The organism is Enterobacter cloacae complex sp. P14RS (genome assembly GCF_014895895.1).
GTDB classification, from domain to species: Bacteria; Pseudomonadota; Gammaproteobacteria; order Enterobacterales; family Enterobacteriaceae; genus Enterobacter; species Enterobacter bugandensis.
This window is the reverse complement of record NZ_JADBQM010000020.1, coordinates 94977-118507: the sequence shown is the minus strand read 5'-3', so window position 1 is coordinate 118507 and position 23531 is coordinate 94977. Positions and strand designations below refer to the sequence as shown.

Genomic DNA, 23531 nt, shown 5'->3' with positions numbered 1-23531 from the left:
TTCCCAAATTAACATTTCCGGCCATGCCGGAGATGCGGTATCGCTGTGCCTTTAAATAGCCCCCCTCCCTGTTGAGCCTTTAACAGGGCAGGCATCGTTCACCCTGGAAAAAGATTATGAAAACCATAACAACCTCCATCGCGGCATTACTCCTCCTGACCGGGTGCGATAATGCGCAAACATCTGCTCCCCAGCATCCTCTTCCGGATGTGGGGATTGTCACCCTCATGAGCCAGCCGGTCTCCGTCGTCAGCGAGCTCACGGGCCGCACCACCGCCGCCATGAGCGCCGAAGTGCGCCCGCAGGTGGGCGGCATTATTCAGAAGAGGTTGTTCACGGAAGGCGATACCGTGAAGGCCGGACAGGCGCTGTATCAAATTGACCCTTCCAGCTACCGCGCGGCGTTTGATGAAGCCGCCGCGGCGCTGAAACAGGCCCAGGCGCTGGTGCAGGCCGACTGCCAGAAAGCCCAGCGCTATGCGTATCTGGTGAAAGACGACGGCGTGTCGCGTCAGGACGCAGAAGACGCGAAGTCCACCTGCGCGCAGGACAAGGCCAGCGTTGAATCAAAGAAGGCCGCACAGGAGAGCGCGCGCATTAACCTCAACTGGACCACCGTCACCGCGCCGATTGCCGGACGCATCGGCATCTCCTCCGTCACCCCCGGCGCGCTGGTCACCGCCCAGCAGGATACCGCGCTCGCCACCATTCGCGGGCTGGACAGCATGTACGTCGACTTAACCCGTTCCAGCGCCGATCTGCTGCGTTTACGCAAGCAAACCCTTGCCACCAATAGCGATACGCTAAGCGTGTCGTTAATCCTCGAAGACGGCAGCACCTACAGCGAGAAAGGCCGCCTGGCGTTAACCGAAGTGGCGGTGGATGAATCAACCGGCTCGGTCACGCTGCGCGCCGTCTTCCCGAACCCGCAGCATCAGCTCCTGCCGGGCATGTTTGTCCGCGCCAGGGTGGATGAAGGCGTCATGAGCGACGCGATCCTCGCGCCGCAGCAGGGCATCACCCGTGACGCCAAAGGCACCGCTACCGCTCTGGTGGTCAATGCCAGCAACAAGGTCGAGCAGCGTCAACTGGAAACGGGTGACACCTACGGCGACAAATGGCTGGTGCTGAGCGGGCTGAAGGCAGGCGACAGGCTGATTGTGGAAGGTACTGACAAAGTCACCGCCGGGCAGGAAGTGAAGGCCGAAGAGATGAAAGCCAACGGAGGAAACGCCTGATGTTTTCCCGTTTCTTCGTGCGTCGCCCGGTCTTTGCCTGGGTTATCGCTATTCTTATCATGCTCGCCGGGATGCTGGCCATCCGCACGCTGCCGGTCGCGCAGTACCCGGACGTTGCGCCGCCGTCGATCAAAATCTCCGCCACCTATACCGGTGCCTCCGCGCAGACGCTGGAAAACAGCGTAACGCAGGTGATCGAGCAGCAGCTGACCGGGCTGGATAACCTGCTCTACTTCACCTCCACCAGCAGCTCGGACGGATCGGTGAGCATTACCGTCACCTTCGAGCAGGGCACTGACCCGGACACCGCTCAGGTGCAGGTGCAGAACAAAGTCCAGCAGGCGGAATCGCGCCTGCCCACCGAGGTGCAGCAGTCCGGGATCACCGTCGAAAAATCCCAGAGCAACTTCCTGCTGATCATGGGCGTGTACGATAAAACCGACACCGCCAGCAGCTCGGATATTGCCGACTGGCTGGTGAGTAATATGCAGGATCCGCTGGCGCGCGTGGAAGGCGTCGGGAGCCTGCAGGTGTTCGGGGCGGAATACGCGATGCGCATCTGGCTCGATCCGGCGAAGCTGGCGTCCTACTCGCTGATGCCGTCCGACGTGCAGAGCGCGATTGAAGCGCAGAACGTGCAGGTCTCCGCCGGTAAAATCGGCGCGCTACCCTCGTCGAACGCCCAGCAGCTGACCGCCACCGTCCGCGCCCAGTCGCGCCTGCAGACGGTGGATCAGTTTAAAAACATCATTGTGAAGAGCCAATCCAACGGCGCGGTGGTGCGCATCAGCGATGTCGCCCGCGTGGAGATGGGTAGCGAAGATTATACCGCCACCGCGAAGCTCAACGGCCACCCGGCGGCGGGTATGGCAGTCATGCTTTCACCGGGTGCGAACGCGCTCAACACTGCGACGGCGGTGAAAGATAAGATTGCCGAGTTCAAAAAGTCGATGCCGGAAGGCTACGACGTGGCCTACCCGAAGGACAGCACCGAGTTCATCAAGATCTCCGTTGAGGACGTGATTCAGACCCTGTTCGAAGCCATTGTCCTCGTGGTGGTGGTGATGTACCTGTTCCTGCAAAACATCCGCGCGACGCTGATCCCCGCGTTGGCGGTACCTGTCGTTCTGCTGGGTACCTTCGGCGTACTGGCGCTGTTCGGCTACTCCATCAATACCCTGACGCTGTTTGCCATGGTGCTGGCGATAGGGCTTTTGGTGGATGACGCCATCGTGGTGGTGGAAAACGTCGAGCGTATTATGCGCGACGAGGGGCTGCCCGCCCGGGAAGCCACCGAGAAATCGATGGGCGAAATCTCCGGCGCGCTGGTCGCCATTGCGCTGGTGCTCTCTGCGGTATTCCTGCCGATGGCCTTCTTCGGCGGCTCCACCGGGGTGATTTACCGTCAGTTCTCGGTCACCATTATTTCGGCGATGTTCCTCTCCGTGGTGGTGGCGCTGACCCTGACGCCCGCGCTCTGCGGCTCGATTCTGAGCCACACGACGCCGCACAAAAAGGGCTTCTTCGGCGCGTTTAACCGCTTCTACAGCAGGACCGAGCGCGGTTATCAGAACAAGGTGCTGCGCGCTCTGCGCCGTTCCGGCGGCATGCTGGTCATCTACGCCCTGCTCTGCGGCGCGATGGGCTTCGCCATGCTTAAGCTGCCGGGCAGCTTCCTGCCGACGGAAGACCAGGGCGAAATCATGGTGCAGTACACCCTGCCAGCCGGCGCGACGACGGTACGTACCGCCGAAGTCAGCCGCCAGGTGCGCGAGTGGTTCCTCACCAAAGAGAAAGCCAACACCAACGTGATCTTCACCATTGAAGGCTTCAGCTTCAGCGGCAGCGGCCAGAACGCCGGGATGGCGTTTGTCTCCCTAAAGAACTGGTCAGAGCGTAAAGGCGATGCAAACACGGCTCAGGCCATCGCCCTGCGTGCCACGCAGGAACTGAGCACCATCCGCGATGCGACCATCTTTGCGATGACGCCGCCTGCGGTGGACGGCCTGGGCCAGAGCAACGGTTTTACCTTTGAGCTGATGGCCAGCGGCGGCACCGACCGCGATGCGCTGCTGAAACTGCGTAACCAGCTGATTGGCGAAGCCAACCAGGACAGCTCGCTGCACGCCGTGCGCGCCAACGATCTGCCGCAGATGCCGCAGCTTCAGGTGGATATCGACAACAACAAAGCCGTGTCGCTGGGGCTGTCCCTGAGCGACGTCACCAACACCCTCTCCAGCGCCTGGGGCGGGACCTACGTGAACGACTTTATCGATCGCGGCCGCGTGAAAAAGGTCTACATCCAGGGCGACAGCGACTATCGCGCCGTGCCGTCCGATCTCAACAAATGGTATGTGCGCGGCAGCGACAGCACCATGACCCCGTTCTCCGCCTTCGCCACCACCCGCTGGGAGTATGGCCCGGAAAGCCTGGTGCGCTACAACGGCTCGGCGGCGTATGAGATACAGGGCGAAAACGCCAGCGGCGCGAGCTCCGGCACGGCGATGAGCAAAATGGAGCAGCTGGCAAACAGCCTGCCGTCCGGCAGCACCTGGGCGTGGAGCGGTTTGTCTTTGCAGGAAAAACTGGCAAGCGGTCAGGCGATGAGCCTCTATGCCCTTTCCATTCTCGTGGTGTTCCTGTGCCTGGCGGCGCTGTATGAGAGCTGGTCGGTGCCGATTTCGGTCATCCTGGTGATCCCGCTTGGGGTGCTGGGTGCGGCGCTTGCGGCCTCCCTGCGCGGCTTGAGTAATGACGTCTACTTCCAGGTGGCGCTACTCACCACCATCGGCCTGTCGTCGAAGAACGCCATCCTGATTGTCGAGTTTGCCGAAGCCAAAGTCGCAGAAGGTTACTCCCTGACGCGCGCCGCCCTGCGTGCCGCCCAGACGCGTCTGCGTCCCATCATCATGACGTCGCTGGCGTTTATCGCAGGGGTGACGCCGCTGGCCGTTGCAACCGGTGCCGGTGCCAACAGCCGCGTGGCAATTGGTACCGGCATTATCGGCGGAACGCTGGCCGCGACGCTGCTGGCGATCTTCTTCGTCCCTTTATTCTTTGTACTGGTGAAACGTCTGTTCTCCGGTAAACACGCGAACCGGAGGTCATAATGTTTCGTGTCACTGTTTTAGCGTTAGCCCTGCTGAGCGCAGGGTGTGTGTCGTTAGACCCTACCTATCAACGCCCGGACGCTCCCGTCCCAGTGACCTTGCCCGGCGCGCACGGCGAAGCCACCGCCGTGGTGAGCCAGTGGCAGCAGGTGATGAACGACGCGAGGCTGAAAAGCGTGGTGACGATGGCGCTGAACAGCAACCGCGACGTGCAAAAAGCGATCGCGGATATCGACGCCGCCCGCGCACAGTACGGTGAAACGCGCTCGTCCCTGTTTCCGACGGTAGACGCCGAGCTGAGCCACACCCGCAGCCGCACGCTGGCAAGCGGTGTTGCGACAAGCGACGAAGCCAACGGCGCGGTCTCCAGCTTCGAGCTGGATCTGTTTGGCCGCAACCAGAGCCTCTCCCGCGCCGCGCGTGAAACCTGGCTTGCCAGCGAGTTCACCGCGCAGAACACGCGCCTGACGATGGTTAGCGAGCTGACCACGGCCTGGGTGACGCTGGCGGCGGATAACAGCAACCTGGCGCTGGCGAAATCCACAATGGAGAGCGCGGCAAACTCGCTGAAGATTGTGAAGCGCCAGCAGGAAGTGGGCGTCGCGGCGGCTACGGACGTTAGTGAAGCGATGGCGGTTTACCAGCAGGCGCGCGCCAGCGTAGCAAGCTACCGGACGCTGGTGATGCAGGATAAAAATGCCCTCAATCTGCTGGCGGGCGATACGGTGCCGGAGAACCTGCTGCCCGGTACGCTGGAGAGCCTGAGCAACAACGCCATCACGCTGATCCCGGCGGGCGTCAGCTCCAGCGCGCTGCTGCGCCGCCCGGACATTCAGGAAGCGGAACATAACCTGCTGAGCGCCAACGCCAATATCGGCGCGGCGCGCGCCAACTTCTTCCCGACCATTTCACTGACCGCCAGCGCGGGCGTCGGCAGCGACTCGCTCTCCTCCCTGTTCAGCCACGGGATGAAGGTCTGGTCATTCGCGCCGTCCATCACCCTGCCGCTGTTCAGCGGCGGCAACAATCTGGCGCAGCTGCGTTATGCAGAAGCCGAGAAAAAAGGGTTAATTGCGACCTACGAAAAAGCCATCCAGAGCGCGTTTAAAGACGTGGCCGACGCGCTGGCGCGCCGTGAAACGCTCAGCGAGCAGCTTGATGCCCAGCGAGAATACGTGGCGGCCGAGCAAAAAACGCTGGATGTGGCAACGCGCAGCTATAAGGCGGGCGCGGGGGATTATCTGACGGTACTGACCGCGCAGCGGTCGCTGTGGTCGGCGCAGGAATCGCTGATTGCGCTGCAGCAAACCGACCTGGAGAACCGCATCACGCTGTGGCAGTCGCTGGGCGGGGGGATCCAGTAACCTTATCGGTGGGCGATTCTCATGCGCAGAAAAGAGAAAATCATACTTTCGACTGGAATCGCTACACTGAATGTAACGATATATTTCATGGGAAGCCTGTGACGTCTAAAGGGGGTTGTTGATGAAAGCTGCGCACCTGGTCTGCCTGCTGGTTTGTCTGCTCTTCGCCGCGTTTGTCCATGCTCAGGAAAAGGACGATCCGGCGAAAGAGGCGCAAATAAAGCAGCAGGTCCTGAAAGATATTAAGAAAACCTGTACGCCACAGAAAAAGCAAAGCGATAAGGCCTGGCAGGAGATGATTTTGTCGTCCGAGGCCAATCAGCTGCTGATCAAAAACGCCATCACCGCCGTGAAGCGCGACAACCTGGACGCCTACTGGGCTGCGGTTGGTCAGGTGGATTGTCTGGAAGATTATTGAGTTCTCGCCGGGTGGCGCTGCGCTTACCCGGCCTGGAAAACGTTTTTAACGCTTCCGCACGTCCGGAATGATGAGATCCCCGCGCAGAACATAGGACCCGAGCATCTGCGTTTTCTCCGTCAGCCAGCTTACGATACGCGCCGCCATGGCATCCATGGAATATTCAATCGCCGGGATCACCGGAATACCCGGCAGGTGCAGCGATCCGGCAAGGCTAAAGACCATAATGTCGTCCGGTACGGATTTATTAAACGCCTGCAGCTGCGGGATCACCCGCTGGGCTTCCTGCTCGTCCGCCACCAGTAACGCGTTGAAGTTCAACGTGGACGCGTTGTTGAGTAATTCCTGAAGCGCAACGGACGAGGAGGTCGCGTCCATAAAGACGAGGTTGCGATTAAAGGGCAGGAAATTTTTCTCCAGCGCGTGCTTATAGCCAAGCAGCACCTGGTCGGCAAACCCGCTGCCGTGCGGGTGGATCAGCGCAATCTGGCGACGCCCCTGGCTGGTCAGATAGTTACAGGCGGTTTCGGCGGCAAAGGCGTGATCGAACTTAATGCTGTTGGCGTTATCGGCCTCCATGCAGTCCACAAGGATGACGTTTTCCATATCCACGTCCAGCGGGAAACGGGCGCCAATCACCAGAATGTCGTCACACAGGCCGCAGGAAAGTTCTTCGAGAGCATTCATCACTTCCGCTTTGCTATGGGCGAAGCGCAGCAGCAGGTGTTTTTGATGCTGGCTGAGCTGTTTTTCCAGCGCGTAAAGATACCCGGTGGTCTGGTTAATGTTTTCCTGCGCGCAAATCACCCCAATGCAGCCCGTCGACTGGCTCAGCAGCGACTGGGCAATCACGTTGGGACGGTAGTTCAGCTCATCCACCGCCTTTAGCACGGCCTGACGGCTGGCTTCCTTAACGCCACGTGACCCACTCAACACTCGCGATACCGTGGCTTTAGACACCCCGGCCAGACGTGATACATCATTGATTGTCGACATCTCTTTCCCCTGGCAGGCTAACCTCGCGCCTGCAAATTCCATAACCGCTACGGCTCACATTATAGCCAGAACGGAGTATATCCGTTTCCGTTTTTCATGGAAACCGATTTTCCGTTTCCACTCAAAATGATGTCAAAACAGCCAAATTATGTGACCCACATCCGGTTAATTAGCCTCATAAGCATTGGATCTTGATGGTTATCACAGTTCTGCTTTTTATAAATGGAAACCGGTTTCCGTATCATGTCCAATCATCCTCGCAATAACTATTTACATTTTGAGGATGGTTGTCGATGTTCAAGATTATGCTGTGTTGCTCTGCCGGGATGTCCACCAGCCTGCTGGTCAGCAAAATGGTCGATGTCGCGAAAGAACGTGGTTTGCCGGTGAAGATTGATGCGTACGGTGTTTCCGAATTTGATACGCAGTTTCCGCAATACCAGGTGGTACTTCTCGGACCGCAAGTGAAATACATGTTACAGACACTCTCAGACAAGGCGGCTACGAAAGGCATTCCGGTGCAGCCCATCGACATGATGGACTACGGCATGCAACGTGGCGATAAAGTACTGGACTATGCTCTGTCGCTCATCGAAGCGGCACACTAAAAGGTGTTCACATGAGTTCGTTATATCAATCCATGGTCGCGGTGATTGAGCAGTCAATTACCCCGCTGGCCGCAAAGCTGGGTCAGCAAAAGTATGTGATTGCCATCCGCGACGGCTTTACCGCCGCGCTACCGTTTATGATCATCGGCTCGTTTATGCTGGTGTTCATTTTCCCGCCGTTCTCGGCGGATACCACCAACAGCTTCGCCCGCGGCTGGCTGGATTTCTCCCAGACCTACCGCGAACAGCTGATGCTGCCGTTTAACCTCAGCATGGGCGTGATGACCTTCTTCATTTCGGTGGGGATTGGGGCGAGCCTGGGGCGTCAGTTTAACCTCGACCCGGTGATGTCCGGCCTGCTGGCCTTTATGGCCTTCCTGCTGGTCGCCGCGCCGTATGCCGACGGTAAGATCTCGACCCAGTATCTCTCCGGTCAGGGCATCTTTACCGCGCTTATCACCGCGATTTACGCCACCCGCGTCTATGCGTGGCTGAAGCAGAACAACGTGACCATCCGCCTGCCGAAGGAAGTGCCCACCGGCGTGGCGCGTTCGTTTGAGATCCTGATCCCGGTGATGGTGGTGATCGGTACGCTGCACCCGCTGAACCTGTTCATTGAAGCGCAGACCGGAATGATCATCCCGCAGGCGATCATGCACCTGCTGGAGCCGCTAGTATCCGCATCCGACTCCCTGCCCGCGATACTGCTCTCCGTGCTGCTGTGCCAGATCTTCTGGTTTGCCGGTATTCACGGCTCTCTGATTGTCACCGGCATCATGAACCCATTCTGGATGGCGAACCTCTCCGCAAACCAGGCGGCGCTCGCCGCAGGCGCGGCACTGCCGCACGTTTACCTGCAGGGCTTCTGGGATCACTACCTGCTGATTGGCGGCGTAGGCTCCACGCTGCCGCTGGCGTTCCTGCTGCTGCGCAGCCGCGCCACGCACCTGCGCACCATCGGCAAAATGGGCATTGTGCCGAGCTTCTTTAACATCAATGAGCCGATTCTGTTCGGCGCGCCGATCATCATGAACCCGATGCTGTTTATCCCGTTCGTGTTTGTTCCGCTGGTCAATGCCTGCCTGGCGTACGGCGCAACGAAGCTCGGCTGGCTGGCTCAGGTGGTGTCATTAACCCCGTGGACCACCCCCCCCCCGATTGGTGCCTCATGGGCGGCAAACTGGGCGCTAAGTCCGGTGATAATGTGCCTGGTCTGTATGGTGATGTCCGCGCTGATGTACCTGCCGTTCCTGCGCGCCTATGAGCGTACGCTGATGAAAAACGAAGAGCAGAAAGCCCAGGCAACCGTCGGTACCGCTGAAGCCGCAAGCAATTAAGTCAAAGAGGAAAGGACATGAAATACGCATTTCCCGATAACTTCTGGTGGGGCAGCGCAAGCTCCGCTCTCCAGACCGAAGGGGCAAGAGAGGGGGAAACCACATGGGATTACTGGTTTGCCCGCGAGCCGAACCGTTTTCACAACGGCGTGGGGCCGCAGCACACCTCCACGTTTTATCAAAACTGGAAAACGGACATTCAGCTGTTAAAGCAGCTGAACCACAACAGCTTTCGTACCTCGATTAGCTGGGCACGCCTGATCCCCGACGGTATCGGTGAAGTGAACCCGGAAGCGGTCGATTTTTACAATCAGGTCATTGATGAGCTGAATGAACAGGGCATCACGCCGTTTATCACCCTGTTCCACTTCGACATGCCGATGGCGATGCAGGAGATCGGCGGCTGGGAAAACCGTGACGTGGTGGACGCTTACGCCCGCTATGCGCAGATCTGCTTCGAGCTGTTTGGCGACCGCGTGCTGCACTGGTTTACCTTCAACGAGCCCATCGTCCCGGTGGAGGGCGGTTATCTGTACGACTTCCACTATCCCAACATAGTGGATTTCCGCCGGGCCGCCACCGTGGCGTATCACACCGTGCTGGCCCACGCGAAGGCCGTTCAGGCTTACCGCGCCGGACATTACGCGGGTGAGATCGGCATCGTGCTGAACCTGACGCCGTCCTACCCGCGCTCGCAGAACCCGGCGGACGTGAAGGCGGCGCACATCGCGGACCTGATGTTTAACCGCAGCTTCCTTGACCCGGTACTGCGCGGGGAGTATCCGGCCGACCTGGTGGCGTTGCTGAAATCCTACGATCAGTTGCCCGCCTGCAAGCCGGAAGACAGCGCGTTGATTGCGGAAGGAAAAATCGACCTGCTCGGCGTGAACTACTATCAGCCGCGTCGCGTGAAGTGTCGCGACAGCGCGGTGAACCCGCAGGCGCCGTTTATGCCGGAGTGGTTCTTTGATAACTACGAAATGCCGGGCCGCAAGATGAATCCCTACCGCGGCTGGGAAATCTACGAGCCGGGTATTTACGATATTCTGGTTAACCTGCGCGACAATTACGGCAACCCTCGCTGCTTTATTTCTGAAAACGGCATGGGCGTCGAAAATGAACAGCGCTTTATTGAAAATGGCCAGATTAACGATCAATACCGCATCGAGTTTATTTCTGAGCATTTAACGTGGCTGCACAAAGGTATTAGCGAAGGGTGCAATTGTCTTGGCTACCATATGTGGACGTTTATTGATAACTGGTCGTGGTGTAATGCCTATAAAAACCGCTACGGATTTATCCAGCTCGATTTAAAAACGCAGCAGCGCACCATTAAGAAAAGCGGAGAGTGGTTTGCCGCCACCGCCTTAAATAATAGTTTTGAAAAAGAGTAATAATGATGATCGCACTAGAAGAAGCCGTAATGGAAATTATCGTCAACGCCGGACAGTCCCGCAGTCTGTGCTTTGAAGCGCTGCACGCGGCGCGTCAGGGCAACTTTGACGAGGCCAAAAGCCTGCTGCACGAAGCCGACGGCTACGCGCGCCAGGCGCACAAGATGCAGACCAAACTGATCGAGCAGGATGCGGGCGAAGGCCGCCAGCCGATGACGTTAATCATGGTGCACGCGCAGGATCATTTAATGAATTCCTTATTAGCGCGTGAACTGTCTGAAGAAATAATTCATTTATATCAGAGATAGTCTATGGCGAAATAAAGTTAATGTAATACCTCTGTACCCTAAATAGAGATCCACTTGTTCTGATGATAGCGACATACTCTGTCAGATCGGAGCGGGATGGTTATTGTCTGAATAAAATTAAACTATATTGAGATAACCATGAATACGATTAAAAAACTTCCATTAACCATGGCGGTTATCGCCGCGCTTTGCCCAATTTCCGTACTCGCACAAGAATTTACCCAGGAGCAAATCGACGCCATTGTGGCGAAAGCGGTAGATAAAGCTCTGGCCGAGCGTCAGGCCAAAATGGATGCGGCGGTTGCGAAAAAAGCGGACGTGGTAACCGAGCCGCAAAGCGCGGCGCAATCCCCGGATATGGCGATCCCGTTCGGCATTAAATTCACCGGCTACGCCCGCTACGGCGCGCACTTCCAGGCCGCCGATCAGAAATACGTGGCGGTGGACGGCTCCTACAACGGCGCGTCCGCGATTGGTCGTCTGGGTAACGAAGGTAACGGCGGGGAATTCCAGCTCTCCAAGGCCTTCAAAGGGGACAACGGCGCCATCTGGGACATCAACGTGATGATCGACCACTGGGGCGACGAGGTTAACCTGAAAAAAGCCTACGCGGGGGTGACCAACATTATGGCCTCCAACCCAAATGCCTACTTCTGGGCTGGTCGTGACTTCCACCAGCGTCCGCAGCAGGGCATCAACGATTACTTCTGGATGAACCACGACGGCCAGGGCGCCGGGGTGAAGAACTTTGACATCGGCGGCGTGCAGTTTGACGTGGCTGCCGTGGCGGCAGTCGAATCCTGTAGTCCGGAAGTGATGGAAGATGAAGCGAACCCGTCGCGCATCACCTGTACCGGCGGTTCCGGCACGGGCGACAAGGGCAACTACGCCGCGACCTCCAAAATCCACGGCATGAAGCTCGGCCCGATCGACATGGAGCTGTACGCCAACTACGGCTTTGATTCGAAAGCGGTTGAAAGCGACGAACGCCTGAACGCCTGGCAGGGCGGCGTGGTGCTGAGCCACACCAACGACAGCGGCGTGAACAAGGTGATCGCCCGCTACTCCGATAACGCGGACAACAGCGTGTTCAACAAAACCGAAGATCTGACCACGGTCTACGCCAGCTTCGAAGGGCTGTATAAATTCACCCAGGCCACGCAGGTGGAGTACATCCTCGCCTTCCACGACTACGACAACAGCCGCGATAAGACCGACAACCGCAAGAACTACAACGCCATCGTGCGCCCGATGCACTGGTGGAACGACGTTCACTCTACCTGGCTGGAAGCAGGCTGGCAGCACGTTGACTACGACAACGGCGGCGACAACAAGGGCTGGAAGCTGACCCTGTCGCAGAACATGTCTATCGCCATGGGGCCTGAGTTCCGTCCGATGCTGCGCTTCTACGTCACCGGCGGCAAAGTGGATAATGAACGCACCGCGCGCGTGAACAATACCAAAGACGAGACGCTCGACGACTTCAACGTCGGCGCGATGTGGGAGGCGTGGTTCTAAGGTCAACAACATGCCGGGTGGCGCTACGCTTACCCGGCCTACGGTTTTCCCCCTCTCCCCGTGGGAGAGGGCCAGGGTGAGGGCATCAGGCCGCACACAACCATGCTATGCTGTTGGCCAATTAACGACAACATAGCAGGGGAGAAAATGGGTTCCACACGTAAAGGGATGCTGAACGTCCTGATCGCCGCCGTTTTATGGGGCAGTTCCGGAGTTTGCGCGCAGTACATCATGGAGAAAAGCCACATTTCTTCGCCTTACCTGACCATGGTTCGCCTGCTGTTTACCGGCGTGATCCTGCTGACGCTCTCCTTCGTTCACGGCGACAAGATTTTCTCGATCATCAAGCATCGTAAAGACGCCCTCAGTCTGCTGTTTTTCTCGCTGGTCGGCGCGCTCACCGTGCAGCTCACCTTCCTGCTGACGATTGAAAAATCCAACGCCGCTACGGCGACCGTGCTCCAGTTCCTGTCGCCGACCATCATTGTGGCGTGGTTCGCCCTGGCGCGGAAAACGCGTCCCGGCGTGTTTGTCCTGTCAGCGATTTTTACGTCGTTGATCGGCACCTTCCTGCTGGTGACCCACGGCGACCCAACCTCCCTCTCCATCTCCCCTGCCGCGCTGTTCTTCGGCATCGCCTCGGCGTTTGCCGCCGCGTTTTACACCACCTATCCGTCAGCGCTGATTGCCCGCTACGGCACGCTGCCGATTGTCGGCTGGAGCATGTTGATTGCCGGGTTAATGCTGACGCCGTTCTACGCCGGGCGCGGCACCACTTTCGTGATTGACGGCGGCCTGCTGCTGGCGTTTTTCTACCTGGTGGTGATCGGCACGGCGCTGACGTTCAGCCTGTACCTGAAGGGCGCGCAGATGATCGGCGGGCCGAAGGCGAGCATTCTGAGCTGCGCCGAGCCGCTGAGCAGCGCGTTGCTGTCGGTGATATTGCTGGGCGTGGCGTTCACCCTGCCGGACTGGCTGGGGACGCTGCTGATCGTGTCGTCGGTGGTGCTGATTTCGATGGATTCGCGTAGAAGGGTTAAGGCATCGGCGTAGCCTGATGCCCTCACCCCAACCCTCTCCCACGGGAGAGGGAGAAAAACACTACTTCGCCTTAACCTTCCCCGCCACCAGCAGCGCGGTCAGCAGCATCAGCGTGCCGGAGATCACCAGCGGTGACGTCAGCCCCAGATGGTCGAGCGCCACGCCGCCAATGGCCGCACCGCAGGTGTTCGCCAGCTGGATCACCGCCACCTGAATCGACCCGGCTTTTTCCGCCTGATCGGCAAGCGTTCGGGTGATCCACGTCGACCAGCCCACCGGTACCAGCGCAAAGGCAAAGCCCCAGATAATCGCAATCGCCGAGGCAACCCATTTGTCGCTACCCCACAAAATCAGCACCGTGGCACTCACCGCCAGCAGCAACGGCGCACCCGCCAGCGCCACCTTCAGGGAGCGCTTCAGGAACTGGGACGACAGCGACGTGCCGATAAAGCTGGCGATACCGAAGCTCAGCAGCACCAGCGTCAGGCCGTCCACGTCAAAGCCCGCCATGGTCATAAACACCGGACGGATGTAGGTGAAAAAGGCAAACTGCCCGGCAAAGGCCATAAAGATGGCGGTCATCCCCGCCAGCACGCCCGGACGCTTGAGCAGCGCGAACATGTTCTGTTTGTGGTGCGCCGCTTCGCCCGGCAGGGACGGCAGCGCCTTCCACACCCAGATAATGCAGAGCACACCCATCACTGCCGCCGCGTTAAAGACGTTACGCCAGCCGATAATCCCACCAAGGAAGCTGCCCAGCGGCGCGGCAATCACCAGCGCAATAGAGACCGCGCCGAAGATAACGGACAGCGCTTTTGGCACGGTGCGCGCGGGCACAAGGCGCATGGTCAGCGAGGCCGACATCGCCCAGAAGCCGCCTAATCCCAGCCCCAAACAGGCGCGACCGAGCAGCAGCAGGGTGAAGCTTTCCGCGAAAGAGACCAGCAGGCAGGAGAGCGTCAGCAGCACGCTGAACAGAATGACCACTTTGCGGCGATCAATCGCGCCAATCACCTGAGTGATAAACAGGCTGGCGAACATCGCCACAAAGGCGGTGACGGTAACGGACTGCCCCGCCACGCCTTCGGAAATGCCCAGATCCTGCGCCATCGGCGTCAGCAGGCTCACCGGTAGAAACTCAACGGTAATCAGGCAGGCGACGCAGAACGCCACGGAGAAAACCGCCGACCAGTTGGGGCGCGACACCTCTTTGGTCTGCGGTCTGGTTGTGGGCTGGATATGTTCTGTCATGGCGTCACCTGAAGATAAAAACGTGCGGAAAAGTCGCGCAGTTTATCATCAAAAGTGTGACGAATTTAACGTTTAGACAACTTTTGTCGTTTTTAATGATTCGGAAGGCAGATCGGCGGCGACTGATACCTTTTCAGCATAACGAAAATGAAAATTCAGTAACCACAATTGAGGTGAAACAATCATAGCGTCTGAAAAGGAGAAACTATGAAAACACGTACTTTATCTCAAAATCTTACCGTCAGTGCCGTCGGCTACGGTGCCATGGGTCTGAGTGAATTTTATGGCCAGACTGATGACCAAGGCTCACTGCAGGTATTGCATAACCTCATCGATCTGAACGTGACGTTTATTGATACCGCAAATTTATATGGCCGTGGCCATAATGAAAGGCTAATCGGTCACTTTCTTGCCGGGCTGGATAAAAACACTCGCGACCAGTTCAAAATCGCCACGAAGTGCGGCATCGATCGCTCTCCTGACGACTCCTACGCCCGCACCATCAACAATACGCCGGACTATATCATCCGCTGCTGTAACGAATCCCTTAAGCGGCTTGGCGTGGAGCGCATCGACCTCTTTTATCTTCACAGAGTGAGCAACGCAACCCCGATCGAAGAGAGTATGGATTGTCTGCGCACCCTTGTTAAAGAGGGCAAGATCAACCACATCGGCCTTTGCGAAGTGTCGGCTTCAACGCTGCAACGGGCGCATGCGGTGCATCCGGTCACCGCATTGCAAACAGAATATTCTCTGTGGACACGAGACATCGAGGAAAACATTTTGCCGGTCGTGAAAGCGCTAGGTATCGGCCTGGTGCCCTACTCACCTCTTGGCAGAGGCTTCCTGACGGGAAAATACCTGAACAACAACGATTTTGCAGAAGGTGATTTCCGCAAGAATAACGAACGATTTGTTCAGTCCAGCCTCGATCATAATCGCCAGTTGCTCGATATCATTACCCCGCTGGCGACAAAATACGGCTGTACCGCAGGTCAGATTGCGCTTGCCTGGCTGTTAGCACAATACGATCGGCTGGTTCCCATTCCGGGTACTAAGCACGTCAGCTATCTGGCCGAGAACGCGCGCGCTGCCGATATTGTGCTTGAGAAGAGCGATATCGAATCGTTGAACAACCTTCATCGCCGGGTAGCGATTAAAGGCGATCGTTATTCTGCCGAGGGTATGAAGGGCGTGAATGCCTGATACAGCATCTTGAAAATAAAAAACCGGGTTTCCCCGGTTTTTTTATATCCATAGATACGCCGTTAGCGATAAACGCTCAACGCGACGCCTTCCCCGCCGCCAACGCACAGTGCGGCAACGCCACGCCTGGCATCATTACGGATCAGGGAATGAACCAGCGTCACCAAAATTCGGCAGCCGGATGCACCTATCGCATGCCCAAGCGCGATTGCCCCGCCGTATGGATTGATACGATCCGGGGAAATTCCGGCCCGCTGAATCACGGCCAGCGCCTGGGCGGCAAACGCTTCGTTGGATTCGAGATGATCGACATCCTCAGGCTTCCATCCCGAGCGGGAAAGACAGTCGGCAATGGCCTGAATCGGGGCTGCACCCATTAATGCCGGCTGGATACCGGAATTGGAAAATACGCCCAGCGATGCCAGAACCGGCAAGCCACGTGCTTCGGCAGTCTCACGCGTACAAAGCAGGACCGCCGCGGCACCGTCATTCAACGATGAAGCATTTCCCGCCGTCACCGTACCCTCTTTTCGGAAAACAGGCTTCAGTTTCGTCAATTTTTCGATACTGGTTGCGCGGGGTCCTTCATCCCTCTCCACGCTGATCGTTTCACCTTTTCGCGTCTGCCACTCAACCGGGACAATTTCACGCTCAAAAATGCCACGCGCCTGCGCTTCAAGCGCATTGTGGTGAGAGACAAGGGCATATTCATCCTGCATTTTGCGGCTGATACCAAACTCCGTCGCAACATTCTCTGCAGTGATCCCCATGTGATAATCGTTGAAGGCATCCCAGAGCCCGTCAGATACCAGGCTATCTTTGAGAGTAATATCACCCAGCCGCGTTCCGCTACGCGACGTCGTGGCGATATGCGGCGCGTTGGACATACTCTCCTGACCACCTGCGATAACAAACTCAGCCTCACCCGTCTGCAGCGCCTGCATGCCAAGATGGACCGCCTTAAGCCCGGACCCGCACACTTTGTTTACCGTCAGACATTGCGTATCTACGGGCAATCCAGCATTCAGTGCCGACTGTCGGGCCGGGTTCTGGCCGCACCCCGCAGTAAGAACCTGTCCCATAATGACCTGAGAGATATCACTGGCTTCTACGCCAGATTCTTTCAGGAGCGCCTGAATGACGCGGCTTCCCAGATCAGAGGCTGAATGCTCCGCAAGCGCGCCCTGAAATGCACCCGTCGCCGTGCGGCGGGCTGCAATAATAACAATCTCGCTCATGCGTCACTTCCCTTCAGTCCTGGCAAAGTATGGCCCGTCGCGGCCATTGCCGCGCGGTATGCAGTAAGACCATTCATGCAGGCGGGAACGCCAGCATATACCGCCATCTGTATCACAATTTCAAGCAGCTCTTCCGGCGTCACGCCGGTATTGAGCGCGCCTCGCATATGCAGTTCTAGCTGCGGCATGGCATTACCAAGCGTCACAAGCGAGGCGACGGTCAACATTTCGCGCGTTTTGAGATCCAGTCCCGGACGACCCACCACATCCCCAAACGCATAGTCGGTAATCAGGGCGGGCAGCCCCGGGTCCAGCTCGCTCAGGCGGCGGGTGACTTTATCCGCGAGCCCCGCTTCAAGACGGTCCATAATCTCTCTGCCATAGCGCGTGCGGTCATTAATTTGACTCATAAGATTTCTCCATACGGGATTGTTTTGCGGTCAACGTTGCCGGAATAACCGCGACAAGCAGAACGGACAGACCGATGGCCGTACCGGCGACGATATACAGGAGCGGCATTGAAAATGATGAAACCATCCAGGCACCGACTGACGCACCGATACCAATGGCGGTATTGAAAAATGAAACGTAGATTGCGGAGGCCGGGAAGGCTTTATCCTCTGCCATACGTAAAACCCACGTCTGGAAACCGACAAATATTCCTGATACGGCGACACCCCAGACAACCATACTGGTAAATATCAACGCAGCAGAGAGCGAGGAACCAGACAGGCCCAGGAACAGCAGAACTGCACAGATCAGCAGTACAGACAAAGAGACCGTCAGCTTGAGATACTTATCAATCAACACGCCGGTCAGGAAATTACCTGCCAGACCCGCGATGCCGTAAACAAAAAGCACAGCAGGAATAATGGTGGTGGACAGTAAACTCTGCGTGTGTAGCCAGGGTTCAATGTACGTAAAGGCAGCAAAGTGAGCCGTCACAGCCAGCAAGGTTGCTGAGTAAATTTTCCATAATGTTGACGATTTCAGCACGCCTTTAAGCGCATCCAGCCCGAGTGCGCTTTTGCTGGTAATCCTGGGAACAAGAACGCTAATACCCACAAAGGCAATTACGCTCAGCGCGGCCATCAGCCAAAATGCCTGCCGCCAGCCGAAGTGAATACCAATATAGTTGGATACCGGTACGCCAAAAACGCTTGCTGCGGAAACACCACCAAATACGATTGACGTCGCCGCCCCTATATATCTGGCAGGGACCATAGCCACCGCCGTTGCGCCGATCATCGCCCAGAATGCGCCGTGAGCGAGCGCTCCCAGTACGCGGGCGCTAAGCAGCATGCTATAGACGTTTACCGTCGCAGCCATAACGTTAGAGACCAGAAGTACCACGGTAAGCACAAGTAAAAGCCGCTTCTTGGCCACATTCCCTAAAAAGACGGAGGCAAACAGCGCACTCAACGCCCCCACCCAGGCATAAAGCGACACGGTCATGCCCACCGCAGATTCCGAAGACTGTAGCCCCTCTGCGATTGGCGTTAATAATCCGACTGGCGCCAGTTCGGTGGTGACAATAGTAAAGGTTGAAATTGCCAGAATGAATAAAGCAAGCCATGACCTTAACGTCATATTCTGCGGAGTGAGTTCTGAAGTCATACTACTTACCTCAATAAGGATTTAAATAATGTGCCAATTTTTTTCAGTTGCATATCTGGTAAGCGCGGAATGCTCTCCCACACAGACGGGATGGCCAGTGGCTTCCAGCATTGGAATATCCGAAAGATCGTCGCCGTAGGCATAACAATCCACGGGGTTAATCTCTTTATCATCGCAAAAGGCGATAAGCGCGTCTTTTTTACCTGTTCCAATTGTTTGAGGCAGGCCGATTTCACCCGTCAACTCACCTGCGTCATTTATTATCACCGGCGCACAGAGTACTTCCGTTACTCCAAGATATTTTGCAATGGGTGAAAGAATCGGAAGCATAGAGCCCGATATAAATACGGTATACATGTTCTGGTTCTGATGTTTTTTAAGGGCTGAAACAGCACTCTCAATAAAAAACTCGCTTTCCAGCTTACGCCTGAACCACTTCTCACCCATTTCTTCCAGATAACGACAAGACACACCTTTAAACTGACGATAATAATCTCTGTTCAGGGCTTCCCTTGGCACGCCGTTTTTCACGTCGGTGCGAAAACGAGACATATAGCGTTGAAGACGATCGTTTTGATTATTTTCCCTGCACCAGAAATCATAGAAATCAAACATGCTTTTAATATTTATAAGCGTTTCATCAACATCAAAAAAAGCGGCATGTTTACGCAAACTTTATTCCTCGTAGTTTTTTCTTCGACTCTTAACCGGAAAATCTCTATCCGTACCAGACACGCCTGCATCCGCCCAGCGGGAAGGCGCAATTTCAGAAACCACCACGGAAATTTTATCCAGCGGCGCACCCGTGTTTTTGTGAACGGCAAATGTAATATCTTCCTGGAGTCTGATGATTTGATTTTCATCTTTCGCAGGCCAGGTCATAACATGAACAAATGGCATATTTTTCTCACTCTATAGTTGTAAATTCATCGAAGGAACGGCCTTTGAGTTTTAAATGGGCATGGATATCGCCTCCAAGACCATAAAAGCCAATTGCCCCGCCGTAGCTCTGACGCGAGCTCATATAAAGTACGACTACGTTAATAATTCTGTTTCCTTTCCTCGCCGGAGCCGGGAAAGGATCGGTTAACTCTGCCCAATATTCGGCATTACCTTCGCTATCGGTTATAAATACGTTGGGTATTCCCAGCGGACCTGGCCTGCTCGGATCCTCCGAGGCTAGATCGTTTTCCCTGAGACTCATCACGGTGTAAACGCTATCCGGAACAAGGCTCCGGAACGAAAACGTGAACCGGGCTCGTTTCTTATCTTCGGACAATGTGACCTCAAAGGAGCCCTCTGCCTCGAGCCAGGCAGCGAGGGTCACTGGCTCGATCTCTCGCTTTCCATCGCTGCTGCGATAATCCGCGATATAGCCTTCATGAAGTGGCAGGCCAGGCCTTATTTCATTATTGGCCTGTGGCCGCTGTTCTGGTGCGAAAATCATCCGATAGTTGTTCATCGGAATGGGTAAAGGAAGAGTATGAAGAATGATGTCCTTCAACGCGTCCTGAGGCATCTTTTCCAGATCGCACAGAATGTTATAGGGTGCGACTTCCCCAAATGCCGGAAGCGGGCTGTCCGGAGAGACAATGACGCTTCGCCACTGCAGTCCGTTATCCCCTGGCACCATGCCAACCACGACAAAATTACCCTTCCCGTCCATGACCTCCGCAGGGGGGTAAAGCGGCCCCTGCGTGGTCGCAGCCAGACGGTATTTCTGGCTACGTAATTCAGGCATGCGTTACCCCCTGAGTCACCCCTTGCTGCTCAACAATGGTCGCCTGCATGGCAACCTCAGCCAGAGATTTCTCTTTCTCTGTAATCAGGGCGGAAGGATAGACGGTGAACGAGACATCCATTGTCGCGCAAAGCGTTTGGTGCTGAGTGACGCGAACCTGAGCCTTGAAACGCCCCCGGCGGTCGTTAATATCTTTTTCAAGAAATTCAAAGTGGACCAGCGCCGGTAAAGGGAACAGGAAACTGGCGAAATTGATTGCCATGCTATTAATGACGTAATAGCGTCCACTTTCCTGCTGGTAAATAAATTCTTCGGTGACGCCGATAAAGGCCTGTCGGCTGGCTTCAACCAGGAGCATTCCCTGAATATGCTGCCCCGTCTGATGATCCGCCATCAATTCGCAACGCTCATCGATTAACAGCGGCATCGCATAAAGATCGTGGTTATGCTCAGCTTGTTCCGCAGGTCCTATAAGTACATTCTGTTCCAGTCTTTTATGGCAATAAGCATTTTTTTTGTCGCTAACCAGTTTTTCCAGAGAGCACATTTTTAACTTATTACCATGAATCGCATTTCTTGCCTGGTTTGAAATTACCTTTCCGGCAAAATCCTTGCGCACGCCCTGCCCAACAATAATTTCATGTTCTTTATCAATGATATTCGCAGGGATTTGAGTCAATAATTCTAGCTGAGATATAGTCAGTACATCTTTACCATTGGCAAATTCATTAAATTTATCGCCAACAACTACCAACTTTTTACAGTTCATTCATTGTCCCTCAACAACAGCAAGCACGATAGATACGTGTATAAAGGCCGTCATTACCGCCAGTAATAAAGTTATCGCCGGCCTGTTGAATGATTTCCTGATAACGCGCATTGGTAAATGCTTCTTTATATGCTGCTTTATCGCCGTTGAATGAGGAGATAAACATTACACCCGGAATGCCACTGATCAGTGAATGAAATGCTTCGAAACTTTCAATCTTATCTTTGTTATCTCTTACAACATTAAAAATGGTTTCATCGCGCCACTGACGGTACTGCTGATAGTTATGCGCAGGCACTTCGACGTGTCGGAGTTGAATATAATTTGATTGTGGCAAGCTATTTTTATTATCAATTGGGGATTCAACAAACTTAAGCAGTTCGCGACGGATATCGGCAGAAAGAATTTCAGAGAAACGATGGAACATGGATTCCATTTCACTTTCAACCCATGCAATTTCTTTAATATCGTTGAATGCGCGTAATTCCAGCAATTCATTAACGCCGTTTTCTTCACAGGTATAGTAGCGAACGTTTTCATTGCTTTTTAAGGAAGTAAATTCTTTTTCAGAAAAAGTGTTTTTTAATGGGAAACGTGATACCAGTACATATTTAGACGACATAATTACTCCGAGTATTGATTAAGTGAGGATTCGGATAGAAATTTATCAATACAGGAAACTATTGGAATTGTTAAATTTGTAATATATTTTTTGTATTACTGTTAAAACGGGTTTTGCTGCCAGCATTTAGCGTGTAATATCGAAATGGAAAAAAGACGAAATACCTTTTCGCATTTAGGACCCACGTATGGCTACAGCAGAACATTTAATCAGCAATAACCTGCCCAGTATCAAACAATTACAATGCTTTCTCGCTGTTGCACATGAACTGAACTTTCGTAAGGCTGCCGAACGTCTGCGCATGACTCAACCGCCTCTGACGCGTCAGATAAAATGCCTTGAAGCGGTGTTGAAACGTCAGTTGTTCTGTCGCAGCACGCATGACGTTAGCCTCACTGAAGCAGGCCGAGCGCTGGTCGTTCAGGCAGAAAAAATACTCAAAGACATCAGCAGCTTAAAAGAAGATCCTCACTCTTCAGAAACGAGTCTGCGCATCGGTCTCACGCGCACGCTTAATTTTGAATATATTGAACCTGTAAATACCCAGCTTCAAAAAATGAACGCCGGAGATGACGTTGAAACGCCCGACCTGACGTCAGCACAGCTGCTGCAAAGCTTGTCTAAAAATATGCTGGATCTGGTGCTGACCGGGGAAAAAGGAACGGGTCATGAAGACATTGTTCAATACCGCTGGGTCTGCCAGGAACCCTTGCTCATCGCAATGCCTTCTTTACATCCTGCCAGTCTGAAAGAGAAAGTCTCGCTGGAAGACATTAGCGATCTTCCACTTTTTTGGTTTTCGAGAAGCGCTAATCCGTCATTCTATGATAAATGCGAAAGCTACTTTGACACGCTGAAAACGCCGCTGAAGCGTATTAAAGAGCCGGATGATTCCCTCGTGATGCTAAGCCGTATCGCAAGAGGGAAAGGGTTTGCGCTGCTGCCTCAGTCAAAATGCACCTTCAATCAGGAGGGGCTATGCTATCGCGAACTAACGGACGATGAGGCAAAGAGATTAAATATTGATATCTATGCCGCAACTCGCCTCAATGAAAACAGAGAGGAGATCCTGAACGCTCAGAATATCTTGTGCGGCAAAAAGGCTTAATGCAGATAAAACACACCTTCTTCCGGCAGAAATAGCTGGTTATAGCGCAGCTGGAAGACGTTCAGCTCCTGCGGATCGGGCTCCATTTCGCGCATAAAGCCAAGTGCCAGACGAATTTGCGCATCGGTAATGGGTGCGGCAAGGCGGGCTTTACGCAGCATACGGTGCCAGGTATGCAGATTCTCTTCGCTACCGTCGACAATACAGACCTGCCAGATGAGCAGCACCTGCGCGGCGTTTTGCAGATGCGCCTCGTCAGGCCGCTCAAGGTAGCGGATAAATTCATTGCCCGGTGTTTTACCGAACTGGTCAATCATCGACTCGATCGGCATCGGGGTAATCCCCAGCCGTTCGCTTAAACGTTTGATGGCGCGGCGGGAATCTGAGGTCAGGACACGAAATCCCACCACAAACACCACGGCAAGCGTTGCCAGCATTATCCAGACCATGCGTTCTCCTTAGACTAGCCGCTCATCATAGCGGGAAACGCAGCGTGTCGACAGCGGGCATAAACATAATAGTGAATGGAAAACAGGTGGAAAATCGGCATGAAAGCAGATCTGCGCGCGCCTGATCTTAACCTTTTGAAAATGCTTGATGAGCGCAGCGCCGTAGACGCAATCCTCAAAACCTGTAATACGTATTAA

Annotated in this window: 23 protein-coding genes; 12 read left to right on the top strand and 11 right to left on the bottom strand. The window is 55.1% G+C overall.

From position 1 onward, the window contains the following. The first annotated feature begins 116 nt into the window (after window positions 1-116). From IM295_RS16025 to IM295_RS16010, 4 genes are all read left to right on the top strand, one after another. On the top strand, window positions 117-1238 hold the full coding sequence (locus IM295_RS16025; RefSeq protein ID WP_193066943.1) for an efflux RND transporter periplasmic adaptor subunit: 1122 nt from the start codon (window positions 117-119) through the stop codon (window positions 1236-1238). Next, window positions 1238-4348, top strand: a complete 3111-nt coding sequence (locus IM295_RS16020) for an efflux RND transporter permease subunit (RefSeq protein WP_063155224.1) — start codon at window positions 1238-1240, stop codon at window positions 4346-4348. The genes IM295_RS16025 and IM295_RS16020 overlap by 1 nt, the downstream gene beginning before the upstream one ends. Further along, window positions 4348-5712, top strand: a complete 1365-nt coding sequence (locus IM295_RS16015) for an efflux transporter outer membrane subunit (protein WP_193066942.1) — start codon at window positions 4348-4350, stop codon at window positions 5710-5712. Before IM295_RS16020 ends, IM295_RS16015 begins: the two co-directional genes overlap by 1 nt. Window positions 5713-5833: 121 nt before the next feature. Further along, window positions 5834-6130: a YicS family protein gene (locus IM295_RS16010; RefSeq protein ID WP_028014983.1), complete on the top strand. Its 297-nt coding sequence runs from the start codon at window positions 5834-5836 to the stop codon at window positions 6128-6130. Window positions 6131-6175: 45 nt separating this feature from the next. On the opposite strand, the gene IM295_RS16005 is transcribed toward IM295_RS16010, so the two are convergent. Beyond that, window positions 6176-7126, bottom strand: coding sequence for a LacI family DNA-binding transcriptional regulator (locus tag IM295_RS16005; RefSeq protein WP_047366887.1), 951 nt, complete (start codon window positions 7124-7126; stop codon window positions 6176-6178). Between the two features lie 293 nt (window positions 7127-7419). On the opposite strand from IM295_RS16005, the gene IM295_RS16000 reads away from it, so the two are divergent. From IM295_RS16000 to IM295_RS15975, 6 genes are all read left to right on the top strand, one after another. Then, window positions 7420-7734, top strand: a complete 315-nt coding sequence (locus IM295_RS16000) for a PTS sugar transporter subunit IIB (protein ID WP_014830072.1) — start codon at window positions 7420-7422, stop codon at window positions 7732-7734. Between the two features lie 11 nt (window positions 7735-7745). Further along, window positions 7746-9071 carry a PTS sugar transporter subunit IIC gene (locus IM295_RS15995; RefSeq protein ID WP_193066941.1) on the top strand — a complete coding sequence of 442 codons (1326 nt, stop codon included), beginning with the start codon at window positions 7746-7748 and terminating at the stop codon, window positions 9069-9071. A gap of 17 nt (window positions 9072-9088) precedes the next feature. Next, a complete protein-coding gene (locus IM295_RS15990; protein ID WP_193066940.1) occupies window positions 9089-10465 on the top strand; it encodes a glycoside hydrolase family 1 protein in 1377 nt (458 codons plus the stop codon). Between the two features lie 5 nt (window positions 10466-10470). Beyond that, on the top strand, window positions 10471-10773 hold the full coding sequence (locus IM295_RS15985) for a PTS lactose/cellobiose transporter subunit IIA (protein WP_028014979.1): 303 nt from the start codon (window positions 10471-10473) through the stop codon (window positions 10771-10773). 138 nt (window positions 10774-10911) lie between these two features. Next, window positions 10912-12291 (top strand): carbohydrate porin, encoded by a 1380-nt coding sequence (locus tag IM295_RS15980; protein ID WP_041911699.1) that lies wholly within the window; start codon window positions 10912-10914, stop codon window positions 12289-12291. 147 nt (window positions 12292-12438) lie between these two features. Beyond that, on the top strand, window positions 12439-13344 hold the full coding sequence (locus IM295_RS15975) for an EamA family transporter (RefSeq protein ID WP_047366710.1): 906 nt from the start codon (window positions 12439-12441) through the stop codon (window positions 13342-13344). Window positions 13345-13392: 48 nt separating this feature from the next. On the opposite strand, the gene nepI is transcribed toward IM295_RS15975, so the two are convergent. Beyond that, window positions 13393-14583, bottom strand: a complete 1191-nt coding sequence (gene nepI / locus IM295_RS15970) for a purine ribonucleoside efflux pump NepI (RefSeq protein WP_049000261.1) — start codon at window positions 14581-14583, stop codon at window positions 13393-13395. A 207-nt stretch (window positions 14584-14790) separates the two neighbouring features. Here nepI and IM295_RS15965 point away from each other — a divergent pair, with 207 nt between their 5' ends. Further along, complete coding sequence (locus IM295_RS15965) at window positions 14791-15789, top strand: aldo/keto reductase (RefSeq protein ID WP_193066939.1); 999 nt, start codon at window positions 14791-14793, stop codon at window positions 15787-15789. A 62-nt stretch (window positions 15790-15851) separates the two neighbouring features. On the opposite strand, the gene IM295_RS15960 is transcribed toward IM295_RS15965, so the two are convergent. Genes IM295_RS15960 through IM295_RS15925 form a run of 8 tightly spaced genes read right to left on the bottom strand, consistent with a single transcriptional unit; the run spans window position 15852 to window position 21776 of the window. Beyond that, on the bottom strand, window positions 15852-17027 hold the full coding sequence (locus tag IM295_RS15960) for an acetyl-CoA C-acetyltransferase (protein WP_193066938.1): 1176 nt from the start codon (window positions 17025-17027) through the stop codon (window positions 15852-15854). Next, complete coding sequence (locus IM295_RS15955; protein ID WP_028014973.1) at window positions 17024-17437, bottom strand: carboxymuconolactone decarboxylase family protein; 414 nt, start codon at window positions 17435-17437, stop codon at window positions 17024-17026. The genes IM295_RS15960 and IM295_RS15955 overlap by 4 nt, the downstream gene beginning before the upstream one ends. Next, on the bottom strand, window positions 17424-18644 hold the full coding sequence (locus IM295_RS15950) for an MFS transporter (protein WP_041911706.1): 1221 nt from the start codon (window positions 18642-18644) through the stop codon (window positions 17424-17426). Before IM295_RS15950 ends, IM295_RS15955 begins: the two co-directional genes overlap by 14 nt. Before the next feature lie 21 nt (window positions 18645-18665). Then, window positions 18666-19316 carry an HAD family phosphatase gene (locus tag IM295_RS15945; RefSeq protein ID WP_045260826.1) on the bottom strand — a complete coding sequence of 217 codons (651 nt, stop codon included), beginning with the start codon at window positions 19314-19316 and terminating at the stop codon, window positions 18666-18668. Between the two features lie 3 nt (window positions 19317-19319). Then, a complete protein-coding gene (locus IM295_RS15940) occupies window positions 19320-19544 on the bottom strand; it encodes a 2-hydroxymuconate tautomerase (RefSeq protein ID WP_041911708.1) in 225 nt (74 codons plus the stop codon). 7 nt (window positions 19545-19551) lie between these two features. Further along, window positions 19552-20385 (bottom strand): hypothetical protein, encoded by an 834-nt coding sequence (locus tag IM295_RS15935; RefSeq protein WP_049000252.1) that lies wholly within the window; start codon window positions 20383-20385, stop codon window positions 19552-19554. Beyond that, window positions 20378-21154 (bottom strand): AfsA-related hotdog domain-containing protein, encoded by a 777-nt coding sequence (locus IM295_RS15930; RefSeq protein WP_028014968.1) that lies wholly within the window; start codon window positions 21152-21154, stop codon window positions 20378-20380. Before IM295_RS15930 ends, IM295_RS15935 begins: the two co-directional genes overlap by 8 nt. 10 nt (window positions 21155-21164) lie before the next feature. Next, entirely contained in the window at window positions 21165-21776 is a 612-nt protein-coding gene (locus IM295_RS15925) for a hypothetical protein (RefSeq protein ID WP_126300674.1), read from the bottom strand. Between the two features lie 187 nt (window positions 21777-21963). Between IM295_RS15925 and IM295_RS15920 the strand changes: the two genes are divergently transcribed. Next, the gene (locus tag IM295_RS15920; RefSeq protein ID WP_126300675.1) at window positions 21964-22884 is read left to right on the top strand and encodes a LysR family transcriptional regulator; all 921 of its coding nucleotides are present in this window, start codon (window positions 21964-21966) and stop codon (window positions 22882-22884) included. Here IM295_RS15920 and IM295_RS15915 read toward each other — a convergent pair. Then, complete coding sequence (locus tag IM295_RS15915; protein WP_045260830.1) at window positions 22881-23333, bottom strand: DUF1198 domain-containing protein; 453 nt, start codon at window positions 23331-23333, stop codon at window positions 22881-22883. The genes IM295_RS15920 and IM295_RS15915 overlap by 4 nt on opposite strands. Window positions 23334-23531 lie beyond the last annotated feature (198 nt).

Excerpts from the sequence above, each read along its gene's own strand:
- IM295_RS15930 (WP_028014968.1), bottom strand. The coding sequence starts at position 21,154 with ATGAACTGTAAAAAGTTGGTAGTTGTTGGCGATAAATTTAATGAATTT.
- IM295_RS15965 (WP_193066939.1), top strand. The coding sequence starts at position 14,791 with ATGAAAACACGTACTTTATCTCAAAATCTTACCGTCAGTGCCGTCGGC.
- IM295_RS16020 (WP_063155224.1), top strand. The coding sequence starts at position 1,238 with ATGTTTTCCCGTTTCTTCGTGCGTCGCCCGGTCTTTGCCTGGGTTATC.
- IM295_RS15920 (WP_126300675.1), top strand. The coding sequence starts at position 21,964 with ATGGCTACAGCAGAACATTTAATCAGCAATAACCTGCCCAGTATCAAA.
- IM295_RS15975 (WP_047366710.1), top strand. The coding sequence starts at position 12,439 with ATGGGTTCCACACGTAAAGGGATGCTGAACGTCCTGATCGCCGCCGTT.
- IM295_RS15915 (WP_045260830.1), bottom strand. The coding sequence starts at position 23,333 with ATGGTCTGGATAATGCTGGCAACGCTTGCCGTGGTGTTTGTGGTGGGA.
- IM295_RS16005 (WP_047366887.1), bottom strand. The coding sequence starts at position 7,126 with ATGTCGACAATCAATGATGTATCACGTCTGGCCGGGGTGTCTAAAGCC.
- IM295_RS15950 (WP_041911706.1), bottom strand. The coding sequence starts at position 18,644 with ATGACTTCAGAACTCACTCCGCAGAATATGACGTTAAGGTCATGGCTT.
- nepI (WP_049000261.1), bottom strand. The coding sequence starts at position 14,583 with ATGACAGAACATATCCAGCCCACAACCAGACCGCAGACCAAAGAGGTG.
- IM295_RS16015 (WP_193066942.1), top strand. The coding sequence starts at position 4,348 with ATGTTTCGTGTCACTGTTTTAGCGTTAGCCCTGCTGAGCGCAGGGTGT.
- IM295_RS15935 (WP_049000252.1), bottom strand. The coding sequence starts at position 20,385 with ATGCCTGAATTACGTAGCCAGAAATACCGTCTGGCTGCGACCACGCAG.
- IM295_RS15960 (WP_193066938.1), bottom strand. The coding sequence starts at position 17,027 with ATGAGCGAGATTGTTATTATTGCAGCCCGCCGCACGGCGACGGGTGCA.
- IM295_RS15955 (WP_028014973.1), bottom strand. The coding sequence starts at position 17,437 with ATGAGTCAAATTAATGACCGCACGCGCTATGGCAGAGAGATTATGGAC.
- IM295_RS15940 (WP_041911708.1), bottom strand. The coding sequence starts at position 19,544 with ATGCCATTTGTTCATGTTATGACCTGGCCTGCGAAAGATGAAAATCAA.
- IM295_RS15980 (WP_041911699.1), top strand. The coding sequence starts at position 10,912 with ATGAATACGATTAAAAAACTTCCATTAACCATGGCGGTTATCGCCGCG.
- IM295_RS15995 (WP_193066941.1), top strand. The coding sequence starts at position 7,746 with ATGAGTTCGTTATATCAATCCATGGTCGCGGTGATTGAGCAGTCAATT.
- IM295_RS16025 (WP_193066943.1), top strand. The coding sequence starts at position 117 with ATGAAAACCATAACAACCTCCATCGCGGCATTACTCCTCCTGACCGGG.
- IM295_RS15990 (WP_193066940.1), top strand. The coding sequence starts at position 9,089 with ATGAAATACGCATTTCCCGATAACTTCTGGTGGGGCAGCGCAAGCTCC.
- IM295_RS16000 (WP_014830072.1), top strand. The coding sequence starts at position 7,420 with ATGTTCAAGATTATGCTGTGTTGCTCTGCCGGGATGTCCACCAGCCTG.
- IM295_RS15925 (WP_126300674.1), bottom strand. The coding sequence starts at position 21,776 with ATGTCGTCTAAATATGTACTGGTATCACGTTTCCCATTAAAAAACACT.
- IM295_RS16010 (WP_028014983.1), top strand. The coding sequence starts at position 5,834 with ATGAAAGCTGCGCACCTGGTCTGCCTGCTGGTTTGTCTGCTCTTCGCC.
- IM295_RS15985 (WP_028014979.1), top strand. The coding sequence starts at position 10,471 with ATGATCGCACTAGAAGAAGCCGTAATGGAAATTATCGTCAACGCCGGA.